Source organism: Dermacoccus nishinomiyaensis (genome assembly GCF_900447535.1).
GTDB classification, from domain to species: Bacteria; Actinomycetota; Actinomycetes; order Actinomycetales; family Dermatophilaceae; genus Dermacoccus; species Dermacoccus nishinomiyaensis.
Genome location: NZ_UFXX01000001.1, coordinates 274,845 through 297,926, shown reverse-complemented (window position 1 = coordinate 297,926; position 23,082 = coordinate 274,845). Strand labels below are relative to the sequence as shown.

The window sequence follows — 23,082 nt, the reverse complement described above, 5'->3', positions numbered from 1 at the left end:
TCCGGCGTCGGTGCCCCCCGAGCGGCAAGCGTGGTCACTTGCCAGGAGGCGAACTGATGCCCCGTTTTCCCTTCACCGCCGTCGTCGGCGCCGACGACCTGTCCACCGCCCTCGTCCTGACGGCCATCTCCCCCGCTATCGGCGGCGTTCTCGTCCGGGGTGAGAAGGGCACCGCGAAGTCCACGATCGTGCGTGGTCTCGTCGGCGTCCTGCCGCGGGTGGACGTCGTCGCCGGGTGCCGCTTCTCGTGCGACCCCGCCGAGCCCGCGCCGGACTGCCCGGACGGCCCGCACCCGATCGGCGCTGACGCGGCCGTCACCGCTGAGCGACGCCCGACGCGCCTCGTCGAACTTCCTGTCGGTGCGAGCGACGACCGCGTCACCGGCTCGATGGACCTCGCGCAGGCCCTCGGCGCCGGCCGCACCGAGTTCCACCCCGGTCTGCTCGCGCAGGCGCACCGCGGGCTGCTGTACGTCGACGAGGTCAATCTGCTCGCCGACCACCTCGTCGACCTGCTGCTCGACGCCTCGGCGATGGGTCGCAACACCGTCGAACGTGACGGCATGTCGGTGACGCACCCGGCCCGCTTCGTGCTCGTCGGGACGATGAACCCCGAGGAAGGCGAGCTGCGCCCGCAGCTGCTCGACCGCTTCGGGCTGTCGGTCGATGTCAATGCCTCCCGCGACCCCGACGAGCGGGCCGAGGTCGTGCGTCGACGTCTCGCCTTCGATGCCGACCCAGACGCGTTCTCTGCCCGCTACGCGGCAGCCGAGGCCGAGCTCGGGGCACGCATCGTCCGGGCGCAGGAGGCCCTCGACGGCGTCGACCTGAGCGCGTGGGCGCTACGCACCATCGCCCGTGTGTGTGCCGGATTCGACGTCGACGGCATGCGCGCCGACATCGTCATCGCCCGCGCGGCGCGCGCCCACGCCGCGTGGTGCGAGCGCGACCGAGTGACGCGTGAGGACATCCGCATCGCCGCCCGGTTCGCGCTGTCGCACCGTCGCCGACGCGGGCCGTTCGACCCGCCCGGCCTCGACGAGGAGCTGCTCGACCGGCTGCTCGACGAAGAACCCGAACCGCCGACCGACCCCGAATGCCCCGACGATCCGCAGCCCCCGTCGGGTGGTTCGGACGACGACCCGAACGGCGAACCGGGTGACGGTGACGACGCGCCTGACAACGACGACGACGGGCCTCCGCCGGCTGGCTCGCAGCAGCCACCGGCATCGAGCGATCGGGCGACTGAGTCCTCGTCGGATTCGGTTGATCCGCAGCACGATTCGCCGTCCGATGCGGAGGAGTCCTCCCAGGAGCAGCCGTCCTCCGAGCAGCGAACCGGCGCAGCCGCCGCCGTCGGCACGGCCTCGGCGGGCACGCCGTACCGTCCGCGCCGTTTCGAGGTGCGCGGTGTCGGTCGCGGTGAGGCCGGTCGGCGCAGCGCGGCCGAGACGACGCGCGGACGCGTCATCGGTGTCTCCCCGACGACGACCGGCCGCGTCCACGTCACGGCCACCATCACGAGCGCAGCGTCGCGTCGCACCGCGGGGACGCGGGGCCGCCTCGACATCGCGGCGCACGACGTCCGTCACGCCCGGCTGCGGGGGCGCGAGTCGAATCTCGTGCTGTTCTGCGTCGACGCCTCCGGTTCGATGGCGGCGCGCAAACGCATGGACGAGGTGAAGACGGCTGTACTGTCGCTGCTGCTCGATGCGTACGAGCGTCGCGACAAGGTCGGGCTGGTCGCGTTCAACGGCGCCGACGCGCACGTCCTGCTCGCCCCGACGTCGTCCGTCGATCGGGCGGCCGCGGCACTGACACAGCTACCGCACGGCGGACGCACGCCCCTCGCGGAAGGGCTCACGCTGGCCGCGAGCACCCTCGAACGTGAACGCCGCCGCGACCCGCGCCGTCGCGCGCTCGTCGTCGTCGTCACCGACGGGCGCGCCACGAGCGGGCCCGATGCCCTCGCTTGCGCCCAGCGCACCGCGTCGGCGTGGCCGGGCCTCGGCGTCGACACCGTCGTCGTCGACTGCGAGAGCGGACGCTTCCGCATGCGCCTAGCCGCCGACCTCGCCCACCGCATGGGCGCGACGCACGTGCCCCTCGAGAACGTCTCCGCCTCGGGCCTCGTCGACGCCGTCGCCGCCGCTCGCGCGCCGCACGGAAAGGCCGCCTGATGCCCCAGGGAGAAACGACCGTCACCCCGGACGACGGCCTGACGACGCGTCAGCGCCGCAACCGACCCGTCGTCGCCATCCACTACGGCGCGGGCAAGGGCAAGTCGACAGCGGCGTTCGGGCTGGCACTGCGCGGCTGGAACCAGGGGTGGTCGATCGGCGTGTTCCAATTCGTCAAGTCCGCGAAGTGGAAGATCGGCGAGCAGGAGGCGCTCATGGCGCTCGGCGAGGTGCATGAGCGCACCGGCCGGGGCGGGCCCGTCGAGTGGCACAAGATGGGTTCGGGCTGGTCGTGGTCGCGCAAGGGCGGCACCGAGGCCGACCACGCCGCGGACGCGCTCGAGGGCTGGCGCGAGATCAAGCGTCGCCTCGCGGCGGAGACGCACCAGATGTACGTGCTCGACGAGTTCACCTACCCGATCAAGTGGGGCTGGATCGACGGCGAGGAGGTCGCGCGCACCCTGGCGGAGCGACCCGGCAATCAGCACGTCATCATCACCGGGCGCGACCCGCACCCGGCGCTGCTCGAGGTGGCCGACATCGCCACCGAGATGACGAAGGTCAAACACCCCTTCGACACCGGCCAGAAGGGCCAGCGAGGTATCGAATGGTGACGCGACTGCCGCGCGTCGTGCTCGCCGCGCCGGCGTCCGGGCAGGGCAAGACGACGGTGAGCGTCGGCGTCATGGCCGCCCTCGCCGCGCGCGGCCTGCAGGTGGCGCCCGCGAAGGTCGGCCCCGACTTCATCGACCCCGGCTACCACGCGCTCGCGACAGGACGCGTCGGGCGCAACCTCGACCCGTGGCTCGTCGGCCCCGAACGCGTCGCACCGATGCTCGTGCACGGCGCGATGACGCCGGCGCCCGCCGACGTCGCCGTCATCGAGGGCGTCATGGGGCTGTTCGACGGGCGCCTCGGCACGGAGGGGTTCGCCTCGAGCGCGCACGTCGCGACGCTGACGCACTCCCCCGTCGTCCTCGTCGTCGACATCAGCTCCTCGTCGCGTTCGGTCGCCGCGAGCATCCACGGGTTGCGCACGTTCGACCCGCAGCTCGACGTCGCGGGCGTCGTGCTCAACAAGGCCGGCTCCGAACGTCACGCAGGCGAGGTGCGGCGCGCGTGCGAACGCATCGGCGTGCCGGTGCTCGGTGTGCTGCCGCGTGACGCGGGGGTGAGCGTCCCGTCACGGCATCTGGGACTCGTCCCGGCCGACGAACGGGACGCCGCACGCGCGACACTCGACCGACTGGCCGAACGCACCGCCGCTCACATCGACCTTGATGCGCTGCTCGAGATCGCCTCGGGCGCACCCGATCTCGCTGACGAACCGTGGTCGCCCGCACCCATGTCTGCGGCGCCGACGACGGCCGGGCGGGACGCCCCCGTCGTCGCCGTCGCTGGGGGTCGTGCCTTCACGTTCCGTTACGCCGAGACGCTCGAGATGATGCGCGCGCGAGGTCTCGAACCCGTCGTGTTCGACCCCGTCCGTGATCGCGCACTGCCCGCCGGCACCCGCGCGCTCTACCTCGGCGGCGGCTTCCCCGAAGTGCACGCGCGCTCGTTGGCGGCCAACACGAGCCTGCTGGCCCAGCTGCGCGACGCCGTGACGTCGGGGCTGCCGACCGTGGCCGAGTGCGCCGGGATGCTCTATCTCCTCGAGGCCGTCGACGGTCACCGCTTCTCCGGGGTACTGCCCGCGACGGCGGCGATGTCACCACGGCTGACGCTGGGCTACCGCGAGGCCGAAGCACCCGTCGACACGCTTCTCGCCGACGCGGGCACGCGGGTGCGCGGCCACGAGTTCCACCGCACGCTGACGACGCCGGCCGCCGGTGACGGCGAAGGTGGGGGCCACGCGGCCTGGCTGCTCGACGCGGGTGCCGACGGCTTCTCCGCCGCCCACGGCTCCGGCAGCGAGCCGACCGTCCACGCCTCGTACCTGCACACGCACTGGGCGGGGCACCCCGAGCTCGCAGACCGTTTCGCCGCCGCCACGCATCGCGCGGCGGGCCTGGGCCTCGTCGCGACGACGCTGCCGAGCCTGCCCCGCCCGCGTGTCGACGCGCGAGTGGACGCGGCGCTGCCGGGCGGTGCGACGCCCGGCGACGAGCATCACGGTGACGCCGAGGTCGGTGACGGGCTCGTCGACTTCGCCGTGAACGTCCGTGCGAGCACGCCCCCGGCGAACCTGCGGCACGCCCTGCGCGGCGTGCTCGACGAGGCGGCCCACTACCCCGATGCACGCACCGCCACCGACGCGGTCGCCGCGCACCATCGGCTGGCGCGTGAGCAGGTGCTCCTCACGAACGGAGCAGCCGAGGCGTTCACGCTCATCGCGCGGGCGCTGGCGCCGCGCGCACCCGTCGTCGTCCACCCGCAGTTCAGCGAGCCCGACGCCGCGCTGCGCCGCGCCGGGTGCCCGGCCCGGGCGCACGTGCTCCACGTCCGCTCCGGTGCTCACCTCGGGGACGCTGACGTCGCGGCGCTCGACGGCGCCGATCTCGTCGTCCTCGGCAACCCGACGAACCCGACGGGCGTGCTCCACCCGCGCGCGCAGCTCGAGAAGCTGCGCGGTTCCGGACGCGTGCTCGTCGTCGACGAGGCGTTCATGGATCTCGTGCCCGGTGAGAGCGAGAGCCTCATCGGTGGCGACATGACCGGGGTGCTCGTCGTGCGATCGCTGACGAAGACGTGGTCGATCGCCGGGGTGCGCGCCGGCCATGTCGTCGGCGACGCGGCCCTCATCGCGACGCTGCGCGCGCAGCAGCCGCATTGGTCGGTGAACTCACTCGCCCTCGAGGCGACGCGGTACGCGATGACGGCCCCCGCCGCGCGTCAGGTCGCCGAGTGGGCCGAGGAGACGAGCCAGTGGCGCGAGCATCTCGACCGCGGCCTGCGTTCACGCGGCGTGCCGGTGCTGGCGTCGGCCGCCCCGTTCGTACTCGCGCGCGTCGGAGCGGGCGCGCACGCCGCGTGGCGGGACGCCGGGTTCGCGACACGCCGCGCCGACACTTTTCCCGGCCTCGACGGCTCGTGGGTGCGCCTCGCCGTCCGAGACCCGCTGACGACGGATGCCCTCCTCACCGCGTTCGACGCGTTCCGCCAGAGCGGGGAGGCCGCATCGTGACGCGCGTGTTGCTCCACGGGCCGGGGGTGCTCGGCCCCAGCCTGCCCGGGATCATCGCCGAACTCGCCCGCGCGGGGGCACAGGTCGATGTCCTTCTGGATGTGGGCGAGAACGCGAGCGCCCGCGCTGCTCACCGCAGCTCTCCCCACCTCCAGGCTCCCGACCCTCATGCACCCCACCTCGACGACCTCGCCTCACGCGGGCTGTGCCGACTCGTCACGGACGCCGATCCGCTGCGCTATGACGAAGTGCGTCGCCTCACCGTCAACCAGCCGGGCGAGGAGGCTCCCCACGGACCTGCCGGTGAGGCCAAGCGTCCTGGGCGAGTGACGCTCGTCGGCGGCGGCCCGGGTGATCCGGGCCTGCTCACCGTCGCCGGGCTGGGCGCGATCGAGCGCGCCGACGTCATCGTCTGCGATCGCCTCGCTCCCCTCGACGCCCTCGTACACGCCCGAGCCGACGCGACGATCATCCACGTCGGCAAGATTCCGCGCGGCGCGTTCACGCCGCAGGAGGAGATCAACCGGTTGCTCGTCGAGCACGCGCTCTCCGGGCGTGACGTCGTGCGGTTCAAGGGCGGCGACAACTTCGTCTTCGGTCGCGGCGGCGAGGAGGTGATCGCCTGTCGAGACGCCGGTCTCAGCGTCGACGTCGTGCCGGGGGTGACATCGGCGATCGCCGTGCCGGCGCTCGCCGGCATCCCCGTGACGCACCGGACGTCATCGCAGGGGTTCACGGTCGTCTCGGGGCACGTCGCGCCCGGCGACCCGCGCTCGGATCTCGACTGGGCGGCACTGGCCCGCACCCGCACCACCCTCGTCGTCCTCATGGGCGTCGCGCACCTGCGCGCCATCGCATCGGCACTCGTCGACGGTGGCCTGCCCGCCTCGACGCCCGCCGCAACGATCGCCGACGGCGCCATGCCGAGCGAGCGACGCGTCGTGGCGACCCTTGCGACGTTGCCGGACGCCGTCGCCGACGCCGGCCTCGGCGCACCTGCCATCACCGTGATCGGCGACGTCGTCGCAGCTCTCGACGGCACCCGGCTCCATGCGTCGTCCGACGACACCGGAGCGGCGTGATGAGCGACGCTGTCGTCACCCGACCGGCATGGGAGGGGCTGCGCCTCGCGACGGGGACGTTGAGCGTCATTCCCGTCGGCGCGATCCCGCCGATCACCACGCCGGTGGCGCGCTGGGCGATGACCCTCGCGCCCCTGGCCGCCGTCCCGCTCGCTGTGGTGACGTCGCTCGTCCTGCTCGTCGGGCACTGGGTCGACGCGCCTCCGCTCGTGGCCGGTTTCTGCGCGGTCGCTGCCCTCGCGGCCGGCACACGCGCCATGCACGTCGACGGATTGGCTGACACCGTCGACGGATTCGGCGCGGGGTGGAACCGGGAGCGCGCCCTCGAGGTGATGAAGCGTGGCGACGTCGGCCCGATGGGTGTCATCGCCGTCGTCGTGACGGCCGGCGTGCAGACGGCGTGCTTCGCGGCGCTCCTCGACGCGCCGTGGCTGGCCGGCGCCGCCGTCATCGTCTCGCGGGTGGCGTGCACGACCCTCGCCCACCGACGGTGGAGCGCTGCACGGCCTGACGGGATGGGCGCCGTCGTGCTGTCGGCCGTCCGGACCCCGGAGCTCGTCGCCGCAAGCGTCGTGGGATGGCTGGTGCTCGTCGGCGGATCTGCCCTGGCTGATGCCTCAGGTGACGATGGGTTCTCCACCGGCGCAACGCTTCTCACCGCTCCACTGGCCGCCTCGGTCGCCTCCGGCGCCGCGCTGGAATGGCTCGCTCGTCGCGCGACCCGCACCTTTGGCGGCCTGACGGGTGACGTCATGGGAGCCGGCATCGAGGTGGCCCTCACCGTCATGCTCATCGTCCTCACGCTCGGAGTCTGGCGATGAGCGCCCCGCGCCGCGTCCTCGTCACCGGCGGCGTGCGCTCGGGCAAGTCGACGTACGCCGAACGCCTGCTGTGGGAGGCGCCCGCGACGTACCTGGCCACGGGGCCGACACGTCCCGACGACGACGAGTGGCGTGCCCGCGTCGCAGCCCATCAGCAGCGGCGGCCGTCACACTGGTCGAGCCTCGAGTCGGTCGATGTTCCCTGCGCGCTCACCGAGATCCACGGTCCGTTCCTGCTCGACGACGTCGGCTCGTGGCTGACCTCCGCCCTCGAGGAATCCGGCGCCTGGGTTTCTGACACCGGCGAAGGCCCTCGCCGAGGCGACGAGGAGCCATCGACGCCCCCGCCCCCGTCGATGCCGACGTGGCACCAGCGGTACGCCGCCCGGGCCGATGCCTTCGTCGCGGCGATCACGGCGTTCGAACACGACCTCGTCATCGTGACGAACGAGGTGGGCTTCGGTCTCGTCTCTCCCTACCAGTCGGGGCGCCTCTTCACCGACGAGCTGGGGCGCCTCAACCAGCGCCTCGCGCGAGCGTGCGACGACGTCGTCCTCGTCGTGGCGGGTTGCCCCCTCGTGATCAAGGGCGAGCCCAAGAACCCATCGGGGGCATCGTGACCGGCCTTCTACTCACGCAAATGGCGCACCTCGACGGTGCGGTCTCGCGCGGCGCGACGACCACCGCCGCGCCAAGGTTCTTGACGCGGACAGGGCTTGTGACGCGGACAGCGCGCGCGAGCGCCGGCTGGGATCCGATCGCGGCCGGTGTGGCGCTCGGGTATCTCGCCGACCGGCGCTGGGGTGACCCGGCCCGGCATCACCCCGTCGCCTGGTTCGGTGGCTGGGCGGCCACCTGCGAGCACCGGCTGTGGGCGCCGCGACGCTCGCGGGGCATCGCGTATCTCGTCGTGACGCTCGCTCCGCCGGTCGCCGGTGCGCTCGTTTTCGATCGACGCCGGCCGCTGACGCGCACCCTCATCACGGCGCTGGTGACGTGGGCGGCCCTCGGCGGACGTTCGCTGGAGCGCGAGGCGATGGCGGTGCACGACCTGCTCGCTGCGGACGACCTCGACGGCGCTCGTCACCGCATTCGCTCGCTCGTCGGACGCGACACGTCGCAGGCAGGCCCCGACGAGATGGCCCGGGCCGTCGTCGAGTCGCTTGCCGAGAACCAGTCGGATGCCGTCGCGGCAACCCTCGTCTGGGGCGCGGGGTTCGGGGCGCCTGGTGTCGTGCTGCACCGCTGCGCCAACACGCTTGACGCGATGATCGGGCACCGGACCGAGCGGCTCGAGCAGTTCGGTTGGGCCGCGGCACGATTCGACGACGTCCTCAACGCCGTTCCGGCCCGTGTGAGCGTGCTCGCGACGGCGATCAGCTGTGTCGTGGCGGGCGAGCCGTCGCGCGTGCGCGACGTCGTGCGCGCCGTCCGCCGTGACGCCCCCGCGCATCCGAGCCCCAACGCCGGGCCCGTCGAGGCCGCCGCCGCGGGCGCACTCGGGGTGCGCCTCGGCGGGACGAACGTGTACGCCGGCCGCACCGAGCATCGCGGTGAACTCGGCGACGGACGCGCGGTCGACGTCACTGACATCCCGCGTGCGGTACGGCTCACCCGACGCGTCGGACGCACGGTCCTCGTCCTCGCGCTCGGCGCGCGTCTCCTCGCGCGGCGTCGCACGATGAACTGACCGGTTCGCGTGTGCGGGCACAGCCGAACCGCGCGCGTATTCGAACGCAGGAACAGCCCCGCTCGTCAGCTCCGCAGGAACGTCACGACCTCGTCGAGCGTGCTCACCTCACGCAGCCCGGCCGGTGCCGCGGGCCGTGCGACGACGACGACGGGGACGCCGAGTTCGCGTGCTGCGGTGAGCTTCGCGGCGGTGTAGCTGCCGCCGGAGTCCTTCGTCAGGACGACGTCGACGGCGTGCTCCCGCATCGTCGCGATCTCGGTGTCGACGTCGAACGGGCCGCGGGTGTGCAACACCGTCCACGCGGGCGGCGCGGGGATGTCGAGCGGTTCGACGATGCGCACGAGCGCGGCCTTGTCGTCCCAACCGCGGTAGTGCTCGAGTGTCTGACGCCCTGTGGTCACGAACGGTCGACGCCACCCTTGCGCGTCGACGAGCGCCCGCGCGCCGGCGTAGGTGCTGACCCAGTGCCAGGTGGGCGCATCCGGGTGCTCACGCCAACCGGGGCGCGCGAGGCGCACGAGCGGGACGTCGGCGGCCGCGCAGGCAGCCACCGCGTGGGAACGCATCGTGACCGCGAACGGGTGCGTCGCGTCGACGACGTGCGTGAAGCGGTCGTCGCGCAGCGTCGCCGTCAGCCCTGCGACGCCGCCGAACCCGCCGATCCTGACGTCGCCGACCGGCAGCCTTGGCCGCGACACGCGCCCGGCCAAGGAACTGACGAACGCGATCCCCAGCTCGTCGAGGCGTGCTGCGAGAGCGCGGGCTTCACTCGTTCCGCCGAGGACGAGCACCTTCGTCGATGACACGCCCGCAGCCTACCGACCCGTGCCCCGACAACGCCGTCGGCCCCCCTCACCGCAGTGAGAGGGGCCGACGTTCAGCGGGTGAGAGCCGTGGCTCTCAGCTGATCGCGTGGATCAGTTGCCCGTGAGCTTCTCGCGCAGAGCAGCCAGCGCCTCGTCGGAGGCGAGGGTGCCTTCGGCCGGAGCCGAGCTCGAGCTGGAGCTCGACGACGAGGAGGACGAACCCTGCGAGCTCGAGCCCGAGTTCGACGACGAGTACGACGTCGGGGCGGTCTCACCGGACGCCGCAGCTTCGGCGTCGTCCTTGCGGGCCTGCTCGATCTGGGCCTGGTGGGCCTCCCAGCGCGAGTGGGCCTCGGCGTACTGCTTCTCCCACTTCTCACGCTGCGCGTCGAAGCCCTCGAGCCACTCGTTCGTCTCCGGGTCGAAGCCCTCGGGGTACTTGTAGTTGCCCTGCTCGTCGTACTCCGCAGCCATGCCGTACAGCGTCGGGTCGAACTCGGAGGCGGCAGCGCCGTCCTCGTTCGCCTGCTTCAGCGACAGGGAGATGCGACGACGCTCGAGGTCGATGTCGATGACCTTGACGAAGATGTCGGTACCGACGGTGACGACCTGCTCGGGCAGCTCGACGTGACGCTCGGCGAGCTCGGAGATGTGGACGAGACCCTCGATACCGTCCTCGACGCGCACGAACGCACCGAACGGGACGAGCTTCGTGACCTTGCCCGGCACGACCTGGCCGATGGCGTGCGTGCGAGCGAAGTGCTGCCACGGGTCTTCCTGCGTCGCCTTGAGCGACAGCGAGACGCGCTCGCGGTCCATGTCGACGTCGAGCACCTCGACGGTGACTTCCTGACCGACCTCGACGACCTCGGACGGGTGGTCGATGTGCTTCCAGGACAGCTCGGAGACGTGGACGAGACCGTCGACGCCACCGAGGTCCACGAACGCACCGAAGTTGACGATCGAGGACACGACGCCGGAGCGGACCTGGCCCTTCTGCAGCTCCTTGAGGAACGTCGTGCGAACCTCGGACTGCGTCTGCTCGAGCCACGCACGACGCGACAGGACCACGTTGTTGCGGTTCTTGTCGAGCTCGATGATCTTGGCCTCGATCTCCTTGCCGACGTACGGCTGCAGGTCGCGGACACGACGCATCTCCACCAGCGACGCAGGGAGGAAGCCGCGCAGGCCGATGTCGAGGATGAGACCACCCTTGACGACCTCGATGACCGTACCGGTGACGACGCCGTCGTCTTCCTTGATCTGCTCGATCGTGCCCCAGGCGCGCTCGTACTGCGCACGCTTCTTGGACAGGATCAGGCGGCCTTCCTTGTCCTCCTTCTGGAGGACGAGAGCCTCGACGTCGTCGCCGACCTTGACGACCTCGCCCGGGTCGACGTCGTGCTTGATCGAGAGCTCGCGCGAGGGGATGACACCCTCGGTCTTGTAACCGATGTCGAGGAGAACCTCGTCACGGTCGACCTTGACGATGACACCTTCGACGATGTCGCCGTCGTTGAAGTGCTTGATCGTCGCGTCGATCGCGGCGAGCAGCTCCTCCTCCGAACCGATGTCGTTGACAGCGATCGGGGACGTGGTGGTGGAAGTCATGTGTAAGAAGTAACTTTCGGTGGGCAATTCGGGAGGCGAGACCATCGGGCACGACAACGCGCGCAGGTGGACCGCCTCTGCGGACAAATCGAACAACGTCTCGGGCGCGCCCGGCCCCGTCTGCGAGCAACGGGGAGCGTGGGCACGTACGACACGCCCTCTCATCCTAGGCACGCGGGGCGATCAGGGCCAAATGGGAAGGGCATCGTAGCGTGGGTTCATGCAGACCCCCGACCGTGCCGGACGCTTCGACGTCGACGCAGCCTCCTCCGCCCGCGGAAATCGCTCGTGGTGGGACGCCGAGGCGCGCGACTATCTCGACGAGCACGGCGCCTTCCTCGGTGACGCCGAGTTCGTCTGGGGGCCGGAGGGGTGGCGCGAGGACGAGCTCCACGTCCTCGGCGAGCCGAGCGGGCTCGCGGGCCGCGACCTCCTCGAGTTCGGTGCCGGCGCCGCGCAGGCCGGACGCTGGTGCGCCAGGCAGGGTGCACGCGTCGTCGCGACGGACCTGTCCGGCGGGATGCTGCGCACGGCCGTGCAACTCGACGCCCGCACCGGCACGTCACTGCCGCTCGTGCAGTGCGACGCGAGCCGACTGCCGTTCGCGGACGCCTCCTTCGACGTCGTCTTCTCGGCTTTCGGCGCGGTTCCGTTCATCGCCGACACCTCGGCCCTCATGCGGGAACTGGCGCGCGTCACGCGCCCAGGCGGGCTTGTCGCGTTCTCGACGACGCACCCCGTCCGCTGGAGCCTGCCCGATGTGCCCGACGCCGCCGGGCTGACGATCCAGCACTCGTACTTCGACACGACGCCCTACGCCGAGGCGGCGGGCGACGACGTCGTCTACGCCGAGCACCACCGCACTCTCGAGCAGCGCGTGCGCGAACTGCTCGACGCCGGGCTCGTACTCGAGCAGTTACGCGAACTGCCGTGGAAGGAGTCGAACAAGTCGACCTGGGGTGGCTGGAGCCCCCTGCGCGGACGGCTCGTGCCGGGCACGCTCATCCTCGCCGGCCGCAGACCTGCCTGAAGGGTGCGTCGCGCGAATACCGCCAACAGGGTCGGCCGCGGCCGGGATCGCGTCAGCGGTTGAGGATCTCCTCGGTCTGACCGGGTGTCAGGACCGGAGTCGACGCGGCCTCGGTGCGAAACCACTCGATGGTGCGCTGCAGCCCGGTCTCCACGGGCACCTGCGGTGACCAGCCGAGCAGGCGCTGCGCCTTCGTCGTGTCGGGGCGACGGACCGACGGATCGTCCGTGGGGCGCTCGATGAACTCGAGTGTCGAGGATGACCCCGCCAGCTCGATGATCCACTGCGCGAGGTCGCGCATCGAGATCTCGTGCGGGTTGCCGATGTTGACCGGGCCGGGGTCGTGCGTCTCGAGCAGCATCGCGAGGATGGCCGCGACGAGGTCGTCGACGTAGCAGATGGACCGCGTCTGATCACCGTCGCCACTGACCGTGACCGGCTCACCGGCGAGGGCCTGGCGGACGAAGTTCGGGATGGCGCGACCGTCGTTGGGCCGCATGCGCGGGCCGAACGTGTTGAAGATGCGCACGATGCCGGCATCGACCCCGCGCGCCTCGCGGTAAGCGAGCACGAGCGCTTCCGCATATCGCTTGGCCTCGTCGTAGACGCCGCGCGGGCCGACCGGGTTGACATGACCCCAGTACGTCTCGGGCTGCGGGTGCACCTGAGGGTCGCCGTACACCTCGGACGTCGAGGCGAACACGAGCCGGGCGCCCTTGCGCACCGCGAGTTCGAGCGCGTTCTGCGTGCCCTGCGAACCGACGCGCAGCGTCTCGATCGGCAGCTTCAGGTAGTCGACCGGTGAAGCCGCCGACGCGAAGTGGAGGATGCCGTCGACGTCACCGCCGACGTCGAAGGGCTCCGTCACGTCGTGCTCGATCAGCTCGAAACGACCTGAAGCCTCCAGCTGCGTGACGTTCGCGCGGCGCCCGGTCACGAGGTTGTCGACGGCGACGACCTCGTGACCGCGTGCGACGAGCGTCTCGGACAGGTGCGAGCCGAGGAAGCCCGCACCTCCCGTGATGACGATCCGCATGCTCAGTACTGGCCCCGCTCATCGGCGGAGTGCGCGCCACGCGACTGCGGGTGGTCACCGAACACGAGCGTGGAGTCGTCGTCGTGGCGCACGTCGTCTACCTCGCGCTCGTCACGGCGCTCATGGCGGGCGGCGCGACGCTCACGGCCGGCACGCAGCGAGACGAACAGGCCGAGCAGCAGCGCGAACAGACCGAGCAGACCGAGCAGCAGCGGAGCCCACAGGCGCAGGATCTTGAGCTGGCTCGACTTCGTCTTGTAGTCGTCGACGTTCTTCTTGATCGTCTCGTCGGTCATCGTCGAGGTGGTGAGCATCGCGTCGACGGGCTTCGCGTTCGGCACCTCGAGCGTCTGGTGCTGCTTCTCCTGCAGCTTCATCATGACGCCCGTCTCCGGCTCGACCCACACCGTGCGGTCGTTCGTGTAGTACCGGTCGGCGAGCTTCGAACCCTTGGGCAGACCGAAGACCTCACCCGGGACGTCCATCGTCGTGAACTTCGTCTTCGGGATCGTCTGCGTGAACTTGTACGTCTTCAGACCCTTGATGTCCTCAGAACCCGCGTACTTCATCGGGACGGCCTTGCCGAGCGTCGAGTCCCAGTAGCGGTAGGTCTTGTTCTTGTCGACCTGGAACGGGAACTTGATCGTCTGGCCCTCGTAGTTGGTGGGCTTGCCGTCGAGCATGTTGCCGCTCCACTTGACGGCCTCACCCGAGGACTTGTCGACGGCGTACTGCTGCGTCGAGGCATCCATCGGCGGCGACGCCGTCTGGCCCTTGTCGTTGACGTTGTCCGTCGTCTGCCACTGGTCGATGACGATGACGTCGCGGCCGAGCTCCTTGGAGGCCTTCTTCGTCATCTCCTTGTTGGCGACGACGGTCGCCTTCGTGATGATCTTGCCCGACCCCGGCTTGACCGTGTCGGCGTCGAAGTAGCTGGCGTGATCGTCGGTGACCGTCTGCTGGGTATTCTGATCACTCGGGATCACGGCCAGCTTCGGGTACGCGTAGAACCGCATCAGGAGCGCCAACGTCAGGAAGAACGCACCGAATCCGATCATGACTGCGGCTTTGCGCACGGGAGAGCCTCCTAGGCAGGGACTGGAACTTACGCGACGGTAACACCTGCAGCAGGGGCAATGTGACCGGTTTCACCAACGAGATGGAATTGTGCCCGTTTCGTCATCGACGAGCGAATCGACCACGCCGGCGAGCCCGATCGTCGGCTCGCATCGCATGAACGCCACCCGCGCGGCTGTGGCGGCTGCGGCATCCGTCTCGGCGTCACCGACCATGACGCTGCGCTCGCGCGACACGTGCGGATTCTCGTCGAACAGCGCGCACAGCAGGCCGGGCGCCGGCTTGCGGCACACGCAGGTGTCGGCCGCGTGCGGGCAGAGGCGGACGTCGTCGATGCGGCCGCCGGCGGCCTCGACCTCGGCGATCAGCCGGGCGTTGACGGCGCTCAGCTGCGCCCACGTCAGCCGTCCCGTCGCGAGGCCCTGCTGGTTGGTGACGACGACGATCGCGCAGCCCGCAGCACTCAGGCGCGCCACCGCGTCGACGGCCCCCGGCAGGAGCGCGAAGTCGTCGGGCGTGCGATACCCGGGGGCGAGGGCGTTGAGTGTGCCGTCACGATCGAGCAGGACGACGTCGTACGGGGCGCCGGCCCCGGGACGCGGCAGGCGCGTGTGGGTGCGTCCGCTCGGATCGGGGCTCACGCGCCGGGCTGGCTGAGATCGTCGACGGCCTCGCACCACGCGTGCGCCCACAGCATGTGGACCTCCTGGATGCGCGGCGTCTCGTGCGAGGGCACGACGAGGAGGTGGTCGACGTCGTCGCGCAGGTGCTCTCCCCCGGCGCCCGTCATCGCGATCGTCGTGATCCCGAGCTCGCGCGCTGCGGCCAGGGACGCGACGATGTTGGGGCTGCGTCCGCTCGTCGACATCGCGACGTAGACGTCGCCCGCGCGCCCGAGGCCGCGCACGCCGCGGACGAACACCTGCTCGTAGCCGTAGTCGTTGCCGATGGCCGTGACCGACGACAAGCTCTCGGCGAGGTTGATCGCCGGCAGCGGCGCACGGTCGTGGACGCACTTGCCGAGGAACTCCGCGGCGACGTGCGAGGCGATCGCCGCGGAGCCGCCGTTGCCGGCGACGAGGATCTTGTGTCCGCCGGTGAGCGCGTTCGTCACCGCCTCCCCCGCGGCGACGACCTGCGCGTGCAGCGCCGCCTCGCGCACGGCGTCGACGAGCTGCACCCACGCGGCGATACCGGCGTCGAGACGTGAGGTGAGCGCGGGCGAGGCCGCGCCGTCGGCCAGGGTGTGGATGGGGTGCTCCATCAGCTCTGCCCCCTCCACGTCGTGACGCCGTCATGGCTGAAGATCGGCTCGCTCACCGTGAGGCCGAGGTCGATGAGCTGCTGGGCGACGATGTGACGGCGCTCGAACTCGCAGATGAACACCATGTGGCCGCCGCCGCCGGCACCCGTCACCTTGCCGCCGAGCGCGCCGTGGTCGAGGGCGCGGCGCATCGCCTCGTCGATGAGCGGCGTCGTGATGCGCGACGACATCTTCTGCTTCTCGCGCCACGCCTCCCCGAGCAGCCGGCCGATCGTGTCGACCTCGCCGCGCACGAGCGCGATCTTCATCCGCTCGGCGAGTTCCTTCTGCGCCCGCAACCCCTCGAGGGCCTCGGCGTTGCCCGTCTCGTAGCGGCTGCGTTGATCCTCGATGATGTGGTCGCTCACCCGCGTCCGTCCGGTGAACGCCAACAACATGTTGTGCTCGAGCTCGTGGACGGTGGCGCTGCGCACGCGCAGCGGGTTGACGACGACCTGGTCGGCGGTGAACTCGATGAAGTTGAACCCGCCGAACGCTGCGGCGTACTGATCCTGCGAACCGCCGGGAATGCCGAGATCCTCGCGTTCGAGGCGATAGGCGAGTTCGGCGATCTCGTACTGCGTGAGGTCGAGGCCGCAGTGCTGCGCGACGAGGCCGATGACGGAGACCATGACGGCGCTCGAACTGCCCAGCCCCGAACCGGGGGGCGCCGCGGTGTGGAGGAACAGGTCGAACCCGCTGACGGGTAGCGCACCCGGCACCTCGCGGATGCGAGCTATCGCGGCCTTCGGCAGATCGAGCTCACCGTTGTACTCGACCGGGTCGTCGACGCCGAAACCGATCGAGTAACCGAAGTCGAGCGACTGCACTGTGATGCGGCCGTCTGTGCGCGGACGCAGCGTCGAGTACGCGAACTGGCTGAGGGTGCCTGACAGGACGCAGCCGCCCTCGCGTTCGGGGAAAGGCGCGACGTCCGTGCCACCCCCGGCGAAACTGACGCGCAGCGGCGCCCGCGCACGCAGCACCGGACGTCGGTAGTCGACGTACGCCCGACCCTCGGGCGAAGGCCCGGGAGAAGATTCGGGGGTGGATCGCGCCTCGTCGTTCATGGGCGGCTAGCCTCCATTCGATGATGCGTGCCGGACGCACGCTACCCGATGGTAGATGTGAGGGACGGCACATGCAGCGCATTCCATGGATCGATCCGCTGCGAGGCGTCGCTGCCGGGCTCGTCCTCGTCTCCCACGTCGCCTACTGGAGCGGCGGTTCGAGCATCGACGGCGTCGGGCGTCTGCTCGCCCGCGGTGACGTCGGCGTCGCCGTCTTCTTCGCCATATCGGCCTACCTGCTGACGCGTGGTGCGAGCGCGGGGGCGGCCCCGACGAGGCACTACTGGCGCAAGCGCGCCGCACGCATCCTGCCGGCCTATCTCGTCGCGCTCGCGGCGGTCGTCGTCGTCACGCTGGCGGTCGAACCGGGTGCGGTCGACGTGCGCTCGGTGCTGTCACACCTGACGCTGCTGCAGGGATACGCGGGCGAGTCGTTCCGTGGATTCACGCAGGCCTGGAGCATCACGACGGAGGTGACGTTCTACGCCCTCGTGCCGCTGATCTGCCGGTGGTTGCGCGGCTGTCGCCGTGATGGTCGCTCTCCGCTGCCGGTCCTGATGTTCGTCGCCGTCGCCGGTCTCGTCGTGCAGACACTCGCCGCCTCGAGCGGACGGGCGAACCTCGGGGCCGTCAGCACGAGCGTCATCGGACACGCCGCGTGGTTCGCCGTCGGTGTGGCGGCGGGGTGGGTGTTCACGGCCGACCCGACGACCGGCGGGTCAGGCCGCCGGGCGCGCATGGGGCTCGCGGTGCGTGAAGCGTCGCCGTCAGCACTGCTGGGATGGGCGGGCGTCACGTACGTCGCGGTGGCCACACCGCTCGGCGGGCCGATCCACCTCGAGACACCGACGCACGGGCAGGCGCTCGTCAAGGAACTCGCGTACGCGCTCATCGCGGCGTTGCTGCTCGGCGCGGCCGTCCGAGCGTCGGAAGACGAGACGTGGCCGACGCGCGCCGAGGCGCAGGCCCTGCTGAGCGGCGCGGGCGACGTCAGCTACGGCCTGTTCCTGTGGCATGTTCTCGTGCTGCAGGTGCTGTTCACGACCCTGCACCTGAGGCTGTTCCACGCGCCGTTCGCTCTCGTACTCATCGTGACGCTCGTCGTGTCACTCGCACTGGCGCGACTCAGTTGGCGCGTCGTCGAAGCACCCGCCATCCGCTGGGCACACTGCTTACCTCGAGGCTGAACACGACGAGCGCGAGCGCCGTCAGCACCTGGCCGGAGACCGCGCCGAGCGATCCGCGATCGACGACGCCGAGCGCCGCCATGATCGGGCCGACCGCGACCATGAGCGCGATGACGAGCACCCGCCGTCGACGCCGCGGCACGAAGCAAGCGACGAGGACGACGGGTATCGCCACCCATCCCAGGAGTGCCGCCGCGATGGCGGTGAGGACGGCAAGCGCGAGGGCGGCGCGGGGGCGCAAGGCCGGCACGGCAGATTCTGCGTGCGCTACGAGTGCCCGCGGTGTCTGCAGCGCGAAGTCGTCGGAGGCTGCCTGGCGGCGTATCGGCGCAGCGCGTCGCGATGACGCCGCGGCACACCACGTCGTGGCAATGAGCAGCACGAGGCACGCGAGTGCGCAGGCCGCACCGACGACGAGGCTGAGGCGGTGGAGGTGCTGCGGTGCGAAGACAAAGTGTTGTCCGTGGGCGGCGTGCTCGGCGCCCTGACGCCATCCGTCGAGGGTCACGAGGCGCGTGCTACCGGCGGTCATGCCAGATGCGGGGGTGGGCGATGCCGGGTCGAGAGCCCAACCGGCGTTGGCGCCCTGCGTCGAGGCGAGCGTCGGGTTGGCCGGCGTGTCCGTGCTCGAATCCGCACTGAGTCCGAGCTGGTCCCTGGCCGCCGCGGCGGCCGGAACAAGTGTCACACGTTCGACCTCAGGTGAAACCTTCAGGTTGGCCTCGCCGGCAGGCAGGGCCATCAACCTCGTTCTCCCTGCAGTATCGGCCCCTCCACCAGGTGTTCCGGCAGGCTGCCAGGCGCCGGATCCGGACCGCATCATGAGGGGCTCTCGCACCGATCCGGGCGCCACGCCAGCCTTGAACGTCAGCGTGACGATCATGGTCGCAGCACGCGAGACCGTGAATGCTCGCGTCCACGCACCGTCATCCTCCGACGCCAGCGCGTGACCGTCGAACCAGGGGTGCGTGCGCGTCACGACGACGCCGTTTCGGGTGCCATCGACGGTGCCCGGCAGGTGTACGACGCTGACGACGGGGCGGGTGGAGCGCACCTCGACCAGCCCGACGGCTGCATTCTTCGTGCCCGTCCCCGGCGCCGCGCGCGGGGTGACCGCGACCGCGCGCGTCCCGGCCGGCACGTCGATTCTCCAGGTGCTATCGGCGCCCTGCTGCGGCTTCACCGATCGCCCGTCGATGCGCACGTCGACGCTTGCCACCCGCGCGTCGCCCGTGGCCGCAGGGACGAGCGTCATCGTCTGAGCGGGGGCGCCGCCGTCCCACGTCACGCTCAGGGTGCCGGGCTGGTCGGCGCGCGTCAGCCAGCGCGTGGCGTCGGAGCCGTCGAACGCCGCGTCCGCAGACGTGCCCGGGCCGAGGTAGAGCGAGGCGAACGGGTCGGCGGTCGACGATGTCGCCTCGATGCGCGAGGCGCCGGTGACGCGGCGGACGCTGCTTCCTGCGTCACGGCCGGGGAAGTCGAGGTCGTGCGCGCCGACGCGCGTGGGCGCGGGGTCATCGGCGGTGAGGGCAGGCCCGAAGGCCCGTCCGACGACCTGGCCGTTGTTGTACGCGCGGCGTCGCACGTCGTCGGTGATCCACCCGTCGGCACGGCCCGTGACGAACGGGCGCCTCGCGCTGACGCCGACGCCGGCGAGCGTCAGCGTCGACTCCGGACCGCCGAGGACGGAGACCGCAGCGCCCGTAGTCGACGGTGTGGGGGCCAGGTCGAAGACGTCGTAGCGCGTGGCGCCGCTGCCGTGGACGCGATGGGCGCTCACTCCGTCGGCGTGTGTCAGGGCTGCGACGTACGCCTGCGGCGGTGACGTCTGCTGCGACGTGGAACTCCCCCAGCGCACGACGATGCGATGCACCCCCGCCCGTGCCGCCGCCTGCACGGCCTCGCTCGCCCGTCCCCGATCACTCGCCGAACCCGGCGCGAGGGCCGTGTCGACGGCATCGACGAGCCGCTGCGCACCCGGGTGGTAGAGCGGAGCCGAGGCGCGCACGACGATGGGCGACGCGGCGAACGCGGTGAGCGGTTCGTCGGTGGCGTTCCCCCAGTCCGCCTGGGCCGATCGCGTCGACGGCAGGACGAGACTTGATCCGCCGTCGCGGGCTGCCGCGTCGTCCACGTCTCGGGCGGTGGCGACGAGCGAGGCGGGCCACGCGCGCACGCCGTTCGCGTCACCGAGACGCCCGACGAGCAACGGTGCCAACGTGCCGACGAGGACGACGAGGATGCCGGCCCGCGCCACCCACGCGGTGCGTGCGGCGCGAGGGTGATCCGCACGAGTTTTCCTGAGCGCCAGCGCATCCCACGCCGCACCAACGCCGATGGCCAGGGGCAGTCTGGCGAGCGGGTCGAGCTTGTGAACGTTGCGCGCCGCAGCGAGCGGGCCGTCGAGCAGATCGCGCATCGGACCGGAGAACGGGCCACTCGGCGTGCCGGCGTACGGCAGGGCCATGCCCACGATGCCGCCCGCGAGCAGGATGACGCAGGCGACGCGGACGCGGCGCGCGGCGCGGATGACGTCATCCTGCGCGCCCCGCGAGGCACCACCGCGCGTCGTCATGAGCCCTGCGAGCGCGATGCCGGCGAGCGTCGAACCCGCGACGATGCTGAGGGTGCCCTGCGCGACGACCCACCCCGACTGCCAGATGGGGTGACCGTCGGCGTCGACGATGTAGGCGACCCAGTCGGACGCACCGCGCAGGATGGCGGGCAGCGTCGTCACGGCCGTCGTGATGCGCGCGGTCTCGATGAAGTCGAGGAACGGGTAGGCGTATCCGCCGAGGACGACGAGGGGCCCGAGCCACCAGGCGCTGCCGAGCGCGGCACCGATCACGTACGCGCCGACGAGGCGCCACTCGCGCGTCACGACGAGCGCGAACAATCCGGCGCCGAGGACGGCGACGAGCGACGCCGTCGCGTTGACGCCGCCGAGGCACGCGACGAGCACACCGGTGGACGCGAGCAACCTGATGTGGCGGCTGCTGCGCCATCCCCACCACACGGCGAGGACGAGCCACGGCAGCAGCATGCCCGGCCACGTCTCGACGCTGAGTTCCGACAGCAGCGTCAGCACGCGTGCGCTCAGCGCGTACGCGACACCGGTGACGCAGGCCGCCCCCGCGCTCAGCCCGGCGATGCGGCGCGCGACGAGGGCCGCGCCGAGAAAGCCGACGACGAGGATGAACGACCACCACGCGCGCTGCGCCGCCCAGCCGGGCACGCCGAGCGAGTGCAGGACGCCGAAGAACGGGCCCATCGGGAACAGGTAGCCGTAGGCCTGGTTCTGCAGTTCGCCGAAACCCGAGTGCGTCGACCACGCGTCGAGCGAGCGCGCGAGGTAACGCCACGGCGAGACGACGAGGTCGACCTTGGTGTCCGGCTGGATGACGCCCGGCTGCACGAGCCACGGCACGAACGCGAGGACCAATGCGACGCGCAGCGCGAGCAGCCGTGCGCGCGTCGCGTTCATCCGCGGCGCACGAGGACGAGCAGGTTCCACGTGACGATCTCGCGCAGCCCCGGCACCCGCAGGACGGCGCGGGCGGCATCCGGCCAGTAGCGGGGACGGGCGTCGATCAGCTCACCGCCGCGCTGCTCGACCGAGCGCGCCCAGGCGAGCCCCTGCGCGACGCTCACCCGGAAAAGGCTCTCGTCGACGAGGTTCTTCGGCGGGTGGCCGTGCCGACGCTCGTAGCGTCGCGCCGCCCGTTCGCCGCCGAGCCAGTGCCACGGCGACGTCTCGTGCCCACCCCACGGGCTCAACCAGTTCGTGTACGCGAGGAAAAGCACGCCCCCCGGCGCGAGCGCGTCGAGCAACGAATCGGCGACCGCTTCGGGGCGTCTCACGTGCTCCCACAGGTTCGAGCTGAACACGACGTCGAAGGTTCGTGGTGCGAACGGCAGGTGCTCCGCGTCCGCGACGACGCCGCCGTCACGCACCGAGGGGACGCTCGCGTCGGCGTCCAACGGCACATAGTGGGCGCCGGCCGCGAGGAAGGCGTCCGCGAACTCGGACGGGCCCGCGCCGACGTCGAGCACGCGCGCACCGTCGAGGTCGACGTGCTCGGCGAGGATCGCGATCGAGTCGTCGGCGAGAGCCGAGTAGAAGCGGTGCGGGTCGCTCTGCTCGACGAGGAACGCACGGAACAACCGGACGCTACGCCCGAGGCCCCGTCGCGTCGCGGCACCTGGGCGAGACGTCACTCCGGCCTCCGCGCGACGAGGTGCAGCGTCGGGCGCAGCCGGGGCACGAGCGCGCGTGCAGCGAGAGTCAGCGGCAGCGTCGCAGCGGTGAGAGCGAGCGTCGAGCGCTGCGCGAGAACCCCCTGCGGCCGCGGCGCAGGCCTTACGCGGCGGACGGCGCTCGCGGCGTCGTGGACGAGCGAATCGAGCGGCGGGCGACGGATCTCGACGTCGTCAAAGCCTGCCTCACACGCGGCGCGGATGAGGGAATCGGCGGTGAAGAAGCGCACGTGCGTCGGGTCCTCGAGCATCCACCAGCCGTCGCTCGCGAGGCGCAGGCCGGCCCAGTCGCCGGCCGGGGTGAAGAAGTGGGCGCTACCGCCGGGGCGCAGCAGTGTGTGCGTGCGGCGCAGCGTCTCGATCGGGTCGACGACGTGCTCGAGGACGTGGATGCCGTAGACGAGGTCGACGGGCGGCTCCCCCGCCGGCACCTCCTCGATACCGCAGGCGTGCAGGCGACCGTGCGCGACGACGACGGGGTCGACGTCCCGGTCGAGCTGATCCGGGTCGGCGCCCGCGACGCGCGCCCCCGCGTCATGGAAGGCGCGCAGCAATCCCCCGGCGCCGTACCCGATCTCGAAGACCGACGCGGGCGCGCCGTCGGCGACGAGGGCACGGTGGGTCAGGTGCAGGCGGGCCGCGTCGAGGGTCGGGTCACCGCCGTAGGCATGATCGCGGTGGCGCGCGGGCGCGCGGTCGAGGTCGCGACGCAGGTGCCCGCAACGGGTGCAGGCGTCGAGGACGGAGCCTCCCAGGGGCAGATCCGTGCACGGACCACCGCACACTTCGCACGCGCTCATGG

General features: G+C 71.4%; 19 protein-coding genes. 9 read left to right on the top strand and 10 right to left on the bottom strand.

The annotated features are described in order from the left end of the window. The first annotated feature begins 56 nt into the window (after window positions 1–56). The 7 genes from DYE07_RS01535 to DYE07_RS01505 are packed head-to-tail and all read left to right on the top strand — an operon-like array spanning window position 57 to window position 8,900. Window positions 57–2,180, top strand: a complete 2,124-nt coding sequence (locus tag DYE07_RS01535) for a VWA domain-containing protein (RefSeq protein WP_115296184.1) — start codon at window positions 57–59, stop codon at window positions 2,178–2,180. Then, the gene (gene cobO, locus DYE07_RS01530; RefSeq protein WP_006945423.1) at window positions 2,180–2,794 is read left to right on the top strand and encodes a cob(I)yrinic acid a,c-diamide adenosyltransferase; all 615 of its coding nucleotides are present in this window, start codon (window positions 2,180–2,182) and stop codon (window positions 2,792–2,794) included. Before DYE07_RS01535 ends, cobO begins: the two co-directional genes overlap by 1 nt. Then, complete coding sequence (gene cobBC, locus DYE07_RS01525) at window positions 2,788–5,307, top strand: bifunctional hydrogenobyrinic acid a,c-diamide synthase/histidinol phosphate aminotransferase CobBC (RefSeq protein WP_172462927.1); 2,520 nt, start codon at window positions 2,788–2,790, stop codon at window positions 5,305–5,307. The genes cobO and cobBC overlap by 7 nt, the downstream gene beginning before the upstream one ends. Continuing rightward, window positions 5,304–6,389, top strand: coding sequence for a uroporphyrinogen-III C-methyltransferase (gene cobA / locus DYE07_RS01520; protein WP_115296183.1), 1,086 nt, complete (start codon window positions 5,304–5,306; stop codon window positions 6,387–6,389). The genes cobBC and cobA overlap by 4 nt, the downstream gene beginning before the upstream one ends. Beyond that, entirely contained in the window at window positions 6,389–7,210 is an 822-nt protein-coding gene (locus tag DYE07_RS01515) for an adenosylcobinamide-GDP ribazoletransferase (RefSeq protein ID WP_074045280.1), read from the top strand. Before cobA ends, DYE07_RS01515 begins: the two co-directional genes overlap by 1 nt. Further along, window positions 7,207–7,830, top strand: coding sequence for a bifunctional adenosylcobinamide kinase/adenosylcobinamide-phosphate guanylyltransferase (locus DYE07_RS01510; protein WP_074045279.1), 624 nt, complete (start codon window positions 7,207–7,209; stop codon window positions 7,828–7,830). The genes DYE07_RS01515 and DYE07_RS01510 overlap by 4 nt, the downstream gene beginning before the upstream one ends. Before the next feature lie 20 nt (window positions 7,831–7,850). Continuing rightward, window positions 7,851–8,900 carry a cobalamin biosynthesis protein CobD/CbiB gene (locus tag DYE07_RS01505; RefSeq protein ID WP_115296182.1) on the top strand — a complete coding sequence of 350 codons (1,050 nt, stop codon included), beginning with the start codon at window positions 7,851–7,853 and terminating at the stop codon, window positions 8,898–8,900. A 65-nt stretch (window positions 8,901–8,965) separates the two neighbouring features. Here the strand turns inward: DYE07_RS01505 and DYE07_RS01500 are convergent, their stop codons facing one another. Both DYE07_RS01500 and rpsA read right to left on the bottom strand, forming a co-directional pair. After that, the gene (locus tag DYE07_RS01500; protein WP_115296181.1) at window positions 8,966–9,709 is read right to left on the bottom strand and encodes a cobalt-precorrin-6A reductase; all 744 of its coding nucleotides are present in this window, start codon (window positions 9,707–9,709) and stop codon (window positions 8,966–8,968) included. 111 nt (window positions 9,710–9,820) lie between these two features. After that, a complete protein-coding gene (rpsA, locus tag DYE07_RS01495) occupies window positions 9,821–11,320 on the bottom strand; it encodes a 30S ribosomal protein S1 (RefSeq protein WP_115296180.1) in 1,500 nt (499 codons plus the stop codon). Between the two features lie 220 nt (window positions 11,321–11,540). Between rpsA and DYE07_RS01490 the strand changes: the two genes are divergently transcribed. Further along, window positions 11,541–12,350 carry a class I SAM-dependent methyltransferase gene (locus DYE07_RS01490; RefSeq protein WP_115296179.1) on the top strand — a complete coding sequence of 270 codons (810 nt, stop codon included), beginning with the start codon at window positions 11,541–11,543 and terminating at the stop codon, window positions 12,348–12,350. A gap of 52 nt (window positions 12,351–12,402) precedes the next feature. Here DYE07_RS01490 and DYE07_RS01485 read toward each other — a convergent pair whose 3' ends face one another. From DYE07_RS01485 to DYE07_RS01465, 5 genes are all read right to left on the bottom strand, one after another. Beyond that, on the bottom strand, window positions 12,403–13,386 hold the full coding sequence (locus tag DYE07_RS01485; RefSeq protein ID WP_006943312.1) for a UDP-glucuronic acid decarboxylase family protein: 984 nt from the start codon (window positions 13,384–13,386) through the stop codon (window positions 12,403–12,405). A 2-nt stretch (window positions 13,387–13,388) separates the two neighbouring features. Further along, entirely contained in the window at window positions 13,389–14,462 is a 1,074-nt protein-coding gene (gene pgfA, locus DYE07_RS01480) for a cell envelope lipid trafficking protein PgfA (RefSeq protein WP_006943300.1), read from the bottom strand. 72 nt (window positions 14,463–14,534) lie between these two features. Then, complete coding sequence (locus tag DYE07_RS01475; protein WP_006943304.1) at window positions 14,535–15,104, bottom strand: D-glycero-alpha-D-manno-heptose-1,7-bisphosphate 7-phosphatase; 570 nt, start codon at window positions 15,102–15,104, stop codon at window positions 14,535–14,537. Next, window positions 15,101–15,727, bottom strand: a complete 627-nt coding sequence (locus DYE07_RS01470; protein WP_115296177.1) for a D-sedoheptulose-7-phosphate isomerase — start codon at window positions 15,725–15,727, stop codon at window positions 15,101–15,103. Before DYE07_RS01470 ends, DYE07_RS01475 begins: the two co-directional genes overlap by 4 nt. Further along, a complete protein-coding gene (locus tag DYE07_RS01465; RefSeq protein ID WP_006943302.1) occupies window positions 15,727–16,836 on the bottom strand; it encodes a GHMP family kinase ATP-binding protein in 1,110 nt (369 codons plus the stop codon). Before DYE07_RS01465 ends, DYE07_RS01470 begins: the two co-directional genes overlap by 1 nt. Window positions 16,837–16,907: 71 nt before the next feature. Here DYE07_RS01465 and DYE07_RS01460 point away from each other — a divergent pair, with 71 nt between their 5' ends. Next, window positions 16,908–18,023, top strand: a complete 1,116-nt coding sequence (locus DYE07_RS01460) for an acyltransferase family protein (RefSeq protein WP_062258378.1) — start codon at window positions 16,908–16,910, stop codon at window positions 18,021–18,023. Here DYE07_RS01460 and DYE07_RS01455 read toward each other — a convergent pair. Genes DYE07_RS01455 through DYE07_RS01445 form a run of 3 tightly spaced genes read right to left on the bottom strand, consistent with a single transcriptional unit; the run spans window position 17,962 to window position 23,080 of the window. Beyond that, the gene (locus tag DYE07_RS01455; RefSeq protein WP_115296176.1) at window positions 17,962–21,507 is read right to left on the bottom strand and encodes an alpha-(1->3)-arabinofuranosyltransferase domain-containing protein; all 3,546 of its coding nucleotides are present in this window, start codon (window positions 21,505–21,507) and stop codon (window positions 17,962–17,964) included. The genes DYE07_RS01460 and DYE07_RS01455 overlap by 62 nt on opposite strands. After that, window positions 21,504–22,241 (bottom strand): class I SAM-dependent methyltransferase, encoded by a 738-nt coding sequence (locus tag DYE07_RS01450; protein WP_006943303.1) that lies wholly within the window; start codon window positions 22,239–22,241, stop codon window positions 21,504–21,506. Before DYE07_RS01450 ends, DYE07_RS01455 begins: the two co-directional genes overlap by 4 nt. Then, the gene (locus DYE07_RS01445; RefSeq protein WP_237723729.1) at window positions 22,238–23,080 is read right to left on the bottom strand and encodes a class I SAM-dependent methyltransferase; all 843 of its coding nucleotides are present in this window, start codon (window positions 23,078–23,080) and stop codon (window positions 22,238–22,240) included. The genes DYE07_RS01450 and DYE07_RS01445 overlap by 4 nt, the downstream gene beginning before the upstream one ends. Window positions 23,081–23,082 lie beyond the last annotated feature (2 nt).

Excerpts from the sequence above, each read along its gene's own strand:
- DYE07_RS01535 (WP_115296184.1), top strand. The coding sequence starts at position 57 with ATGCCCCGTTTTCCCTTCACCGCCGTCGTCGGCGCCGACGACCTGTCC.
- cobO (WP_006945423.1), top strand. The coding sequence starts at position 2,180 with ATGCCCCAGGGAGAAACGACCGTCACCCCGGACGACGGCCTGACGACG.
- cobBC (WP_172462927.1), top strand. The coding sequence starts at position 2,788 with ATGGTGACGCGACTGCCGCGCGTCGTGCTCGCCGCGCCGGCGTCCGGG.
- DYE07_RS01515 (WP_074045280.1), top strand. The coding sequence starts at position 6,389 with ATGAGCGACGCTGTCGTCACCCGACCGGCATGGGAGGGGCTGCGCCTC.
- DYE07_RS01510 (WP_074045279.1), top strand. The coding sequence starts at position 7,207 with ATGAGCGCCCCGCGCCGCGTCCTCGTCACCGGCGGCGTGCGCTCGGGC.
- DYE07_RS01505 (WP_115296182.1), top strand. The coding sequence starts at position 7,851 with ATGGCGCACCTCGACGGTGCGGTCTCGCGCGGCGCGACGACCACCGCC.
- rpsA (WP_115296180.1), bottom strand. The coding sequence starts at position 11,320 with ATGACTTCCACCACCACGTCCCCGATCGCTGTCAACGACATCGGTTCG.
- DYE07_RS01490 (WP_115296179.1), top strand. The coding sequence starts at position 11,541 with ATGCAGACCCCCGACCGTGCCGGACGCTTCGACGTCGACGCAGCCTCC.
- DYE07_RS01485 (WP_006943312.1), bottom strand. The coding sequence starts at position 13,386 with ATGCGGATCGTCATCACGGGAGGTGCGGGCTTCCTCGGCTCGCACCTG.
- DYE07_RS01470 (WP_115296177.1), bottom strand. The coding sequence starts at position 15,727 with ATGGAGCACCCCATCCACACCCTGGCCGACGGCGCGGCCTCGCCCGCG.
- DYE07_RS01465 (WP_006943302.1), bottom strand. The coding sequence starts at position 16,836 with ATGAACGACGAGGCGCGATCCACCCCCGAATCTTCTCCCGGGCCTTCG.
- DYE07_RS01460 (WP_062258378.1), top strand. The coding sequence starts at position 16,908 with ATGCAGCGCATTCCATGGATCGATCCGCTGCGAGGCGTCGCTGCCGGG.
- DYE07_RS01455 (WP_115296176.1), bottom strand. The coding sequence starts at position 21,507 with ATGAACGCGACGCGCGCACGGCTGCTCGCGCTGCGCGTCGCATTGGTC.
- DYE07_RS01445 (WP_237723729.1), bottom strand. The coding sequence starts at position 23,080 with ATGAGCGCGTGCGAAGTGTGCGGTGGTCCGTGCACGGATCTGCCCCTG.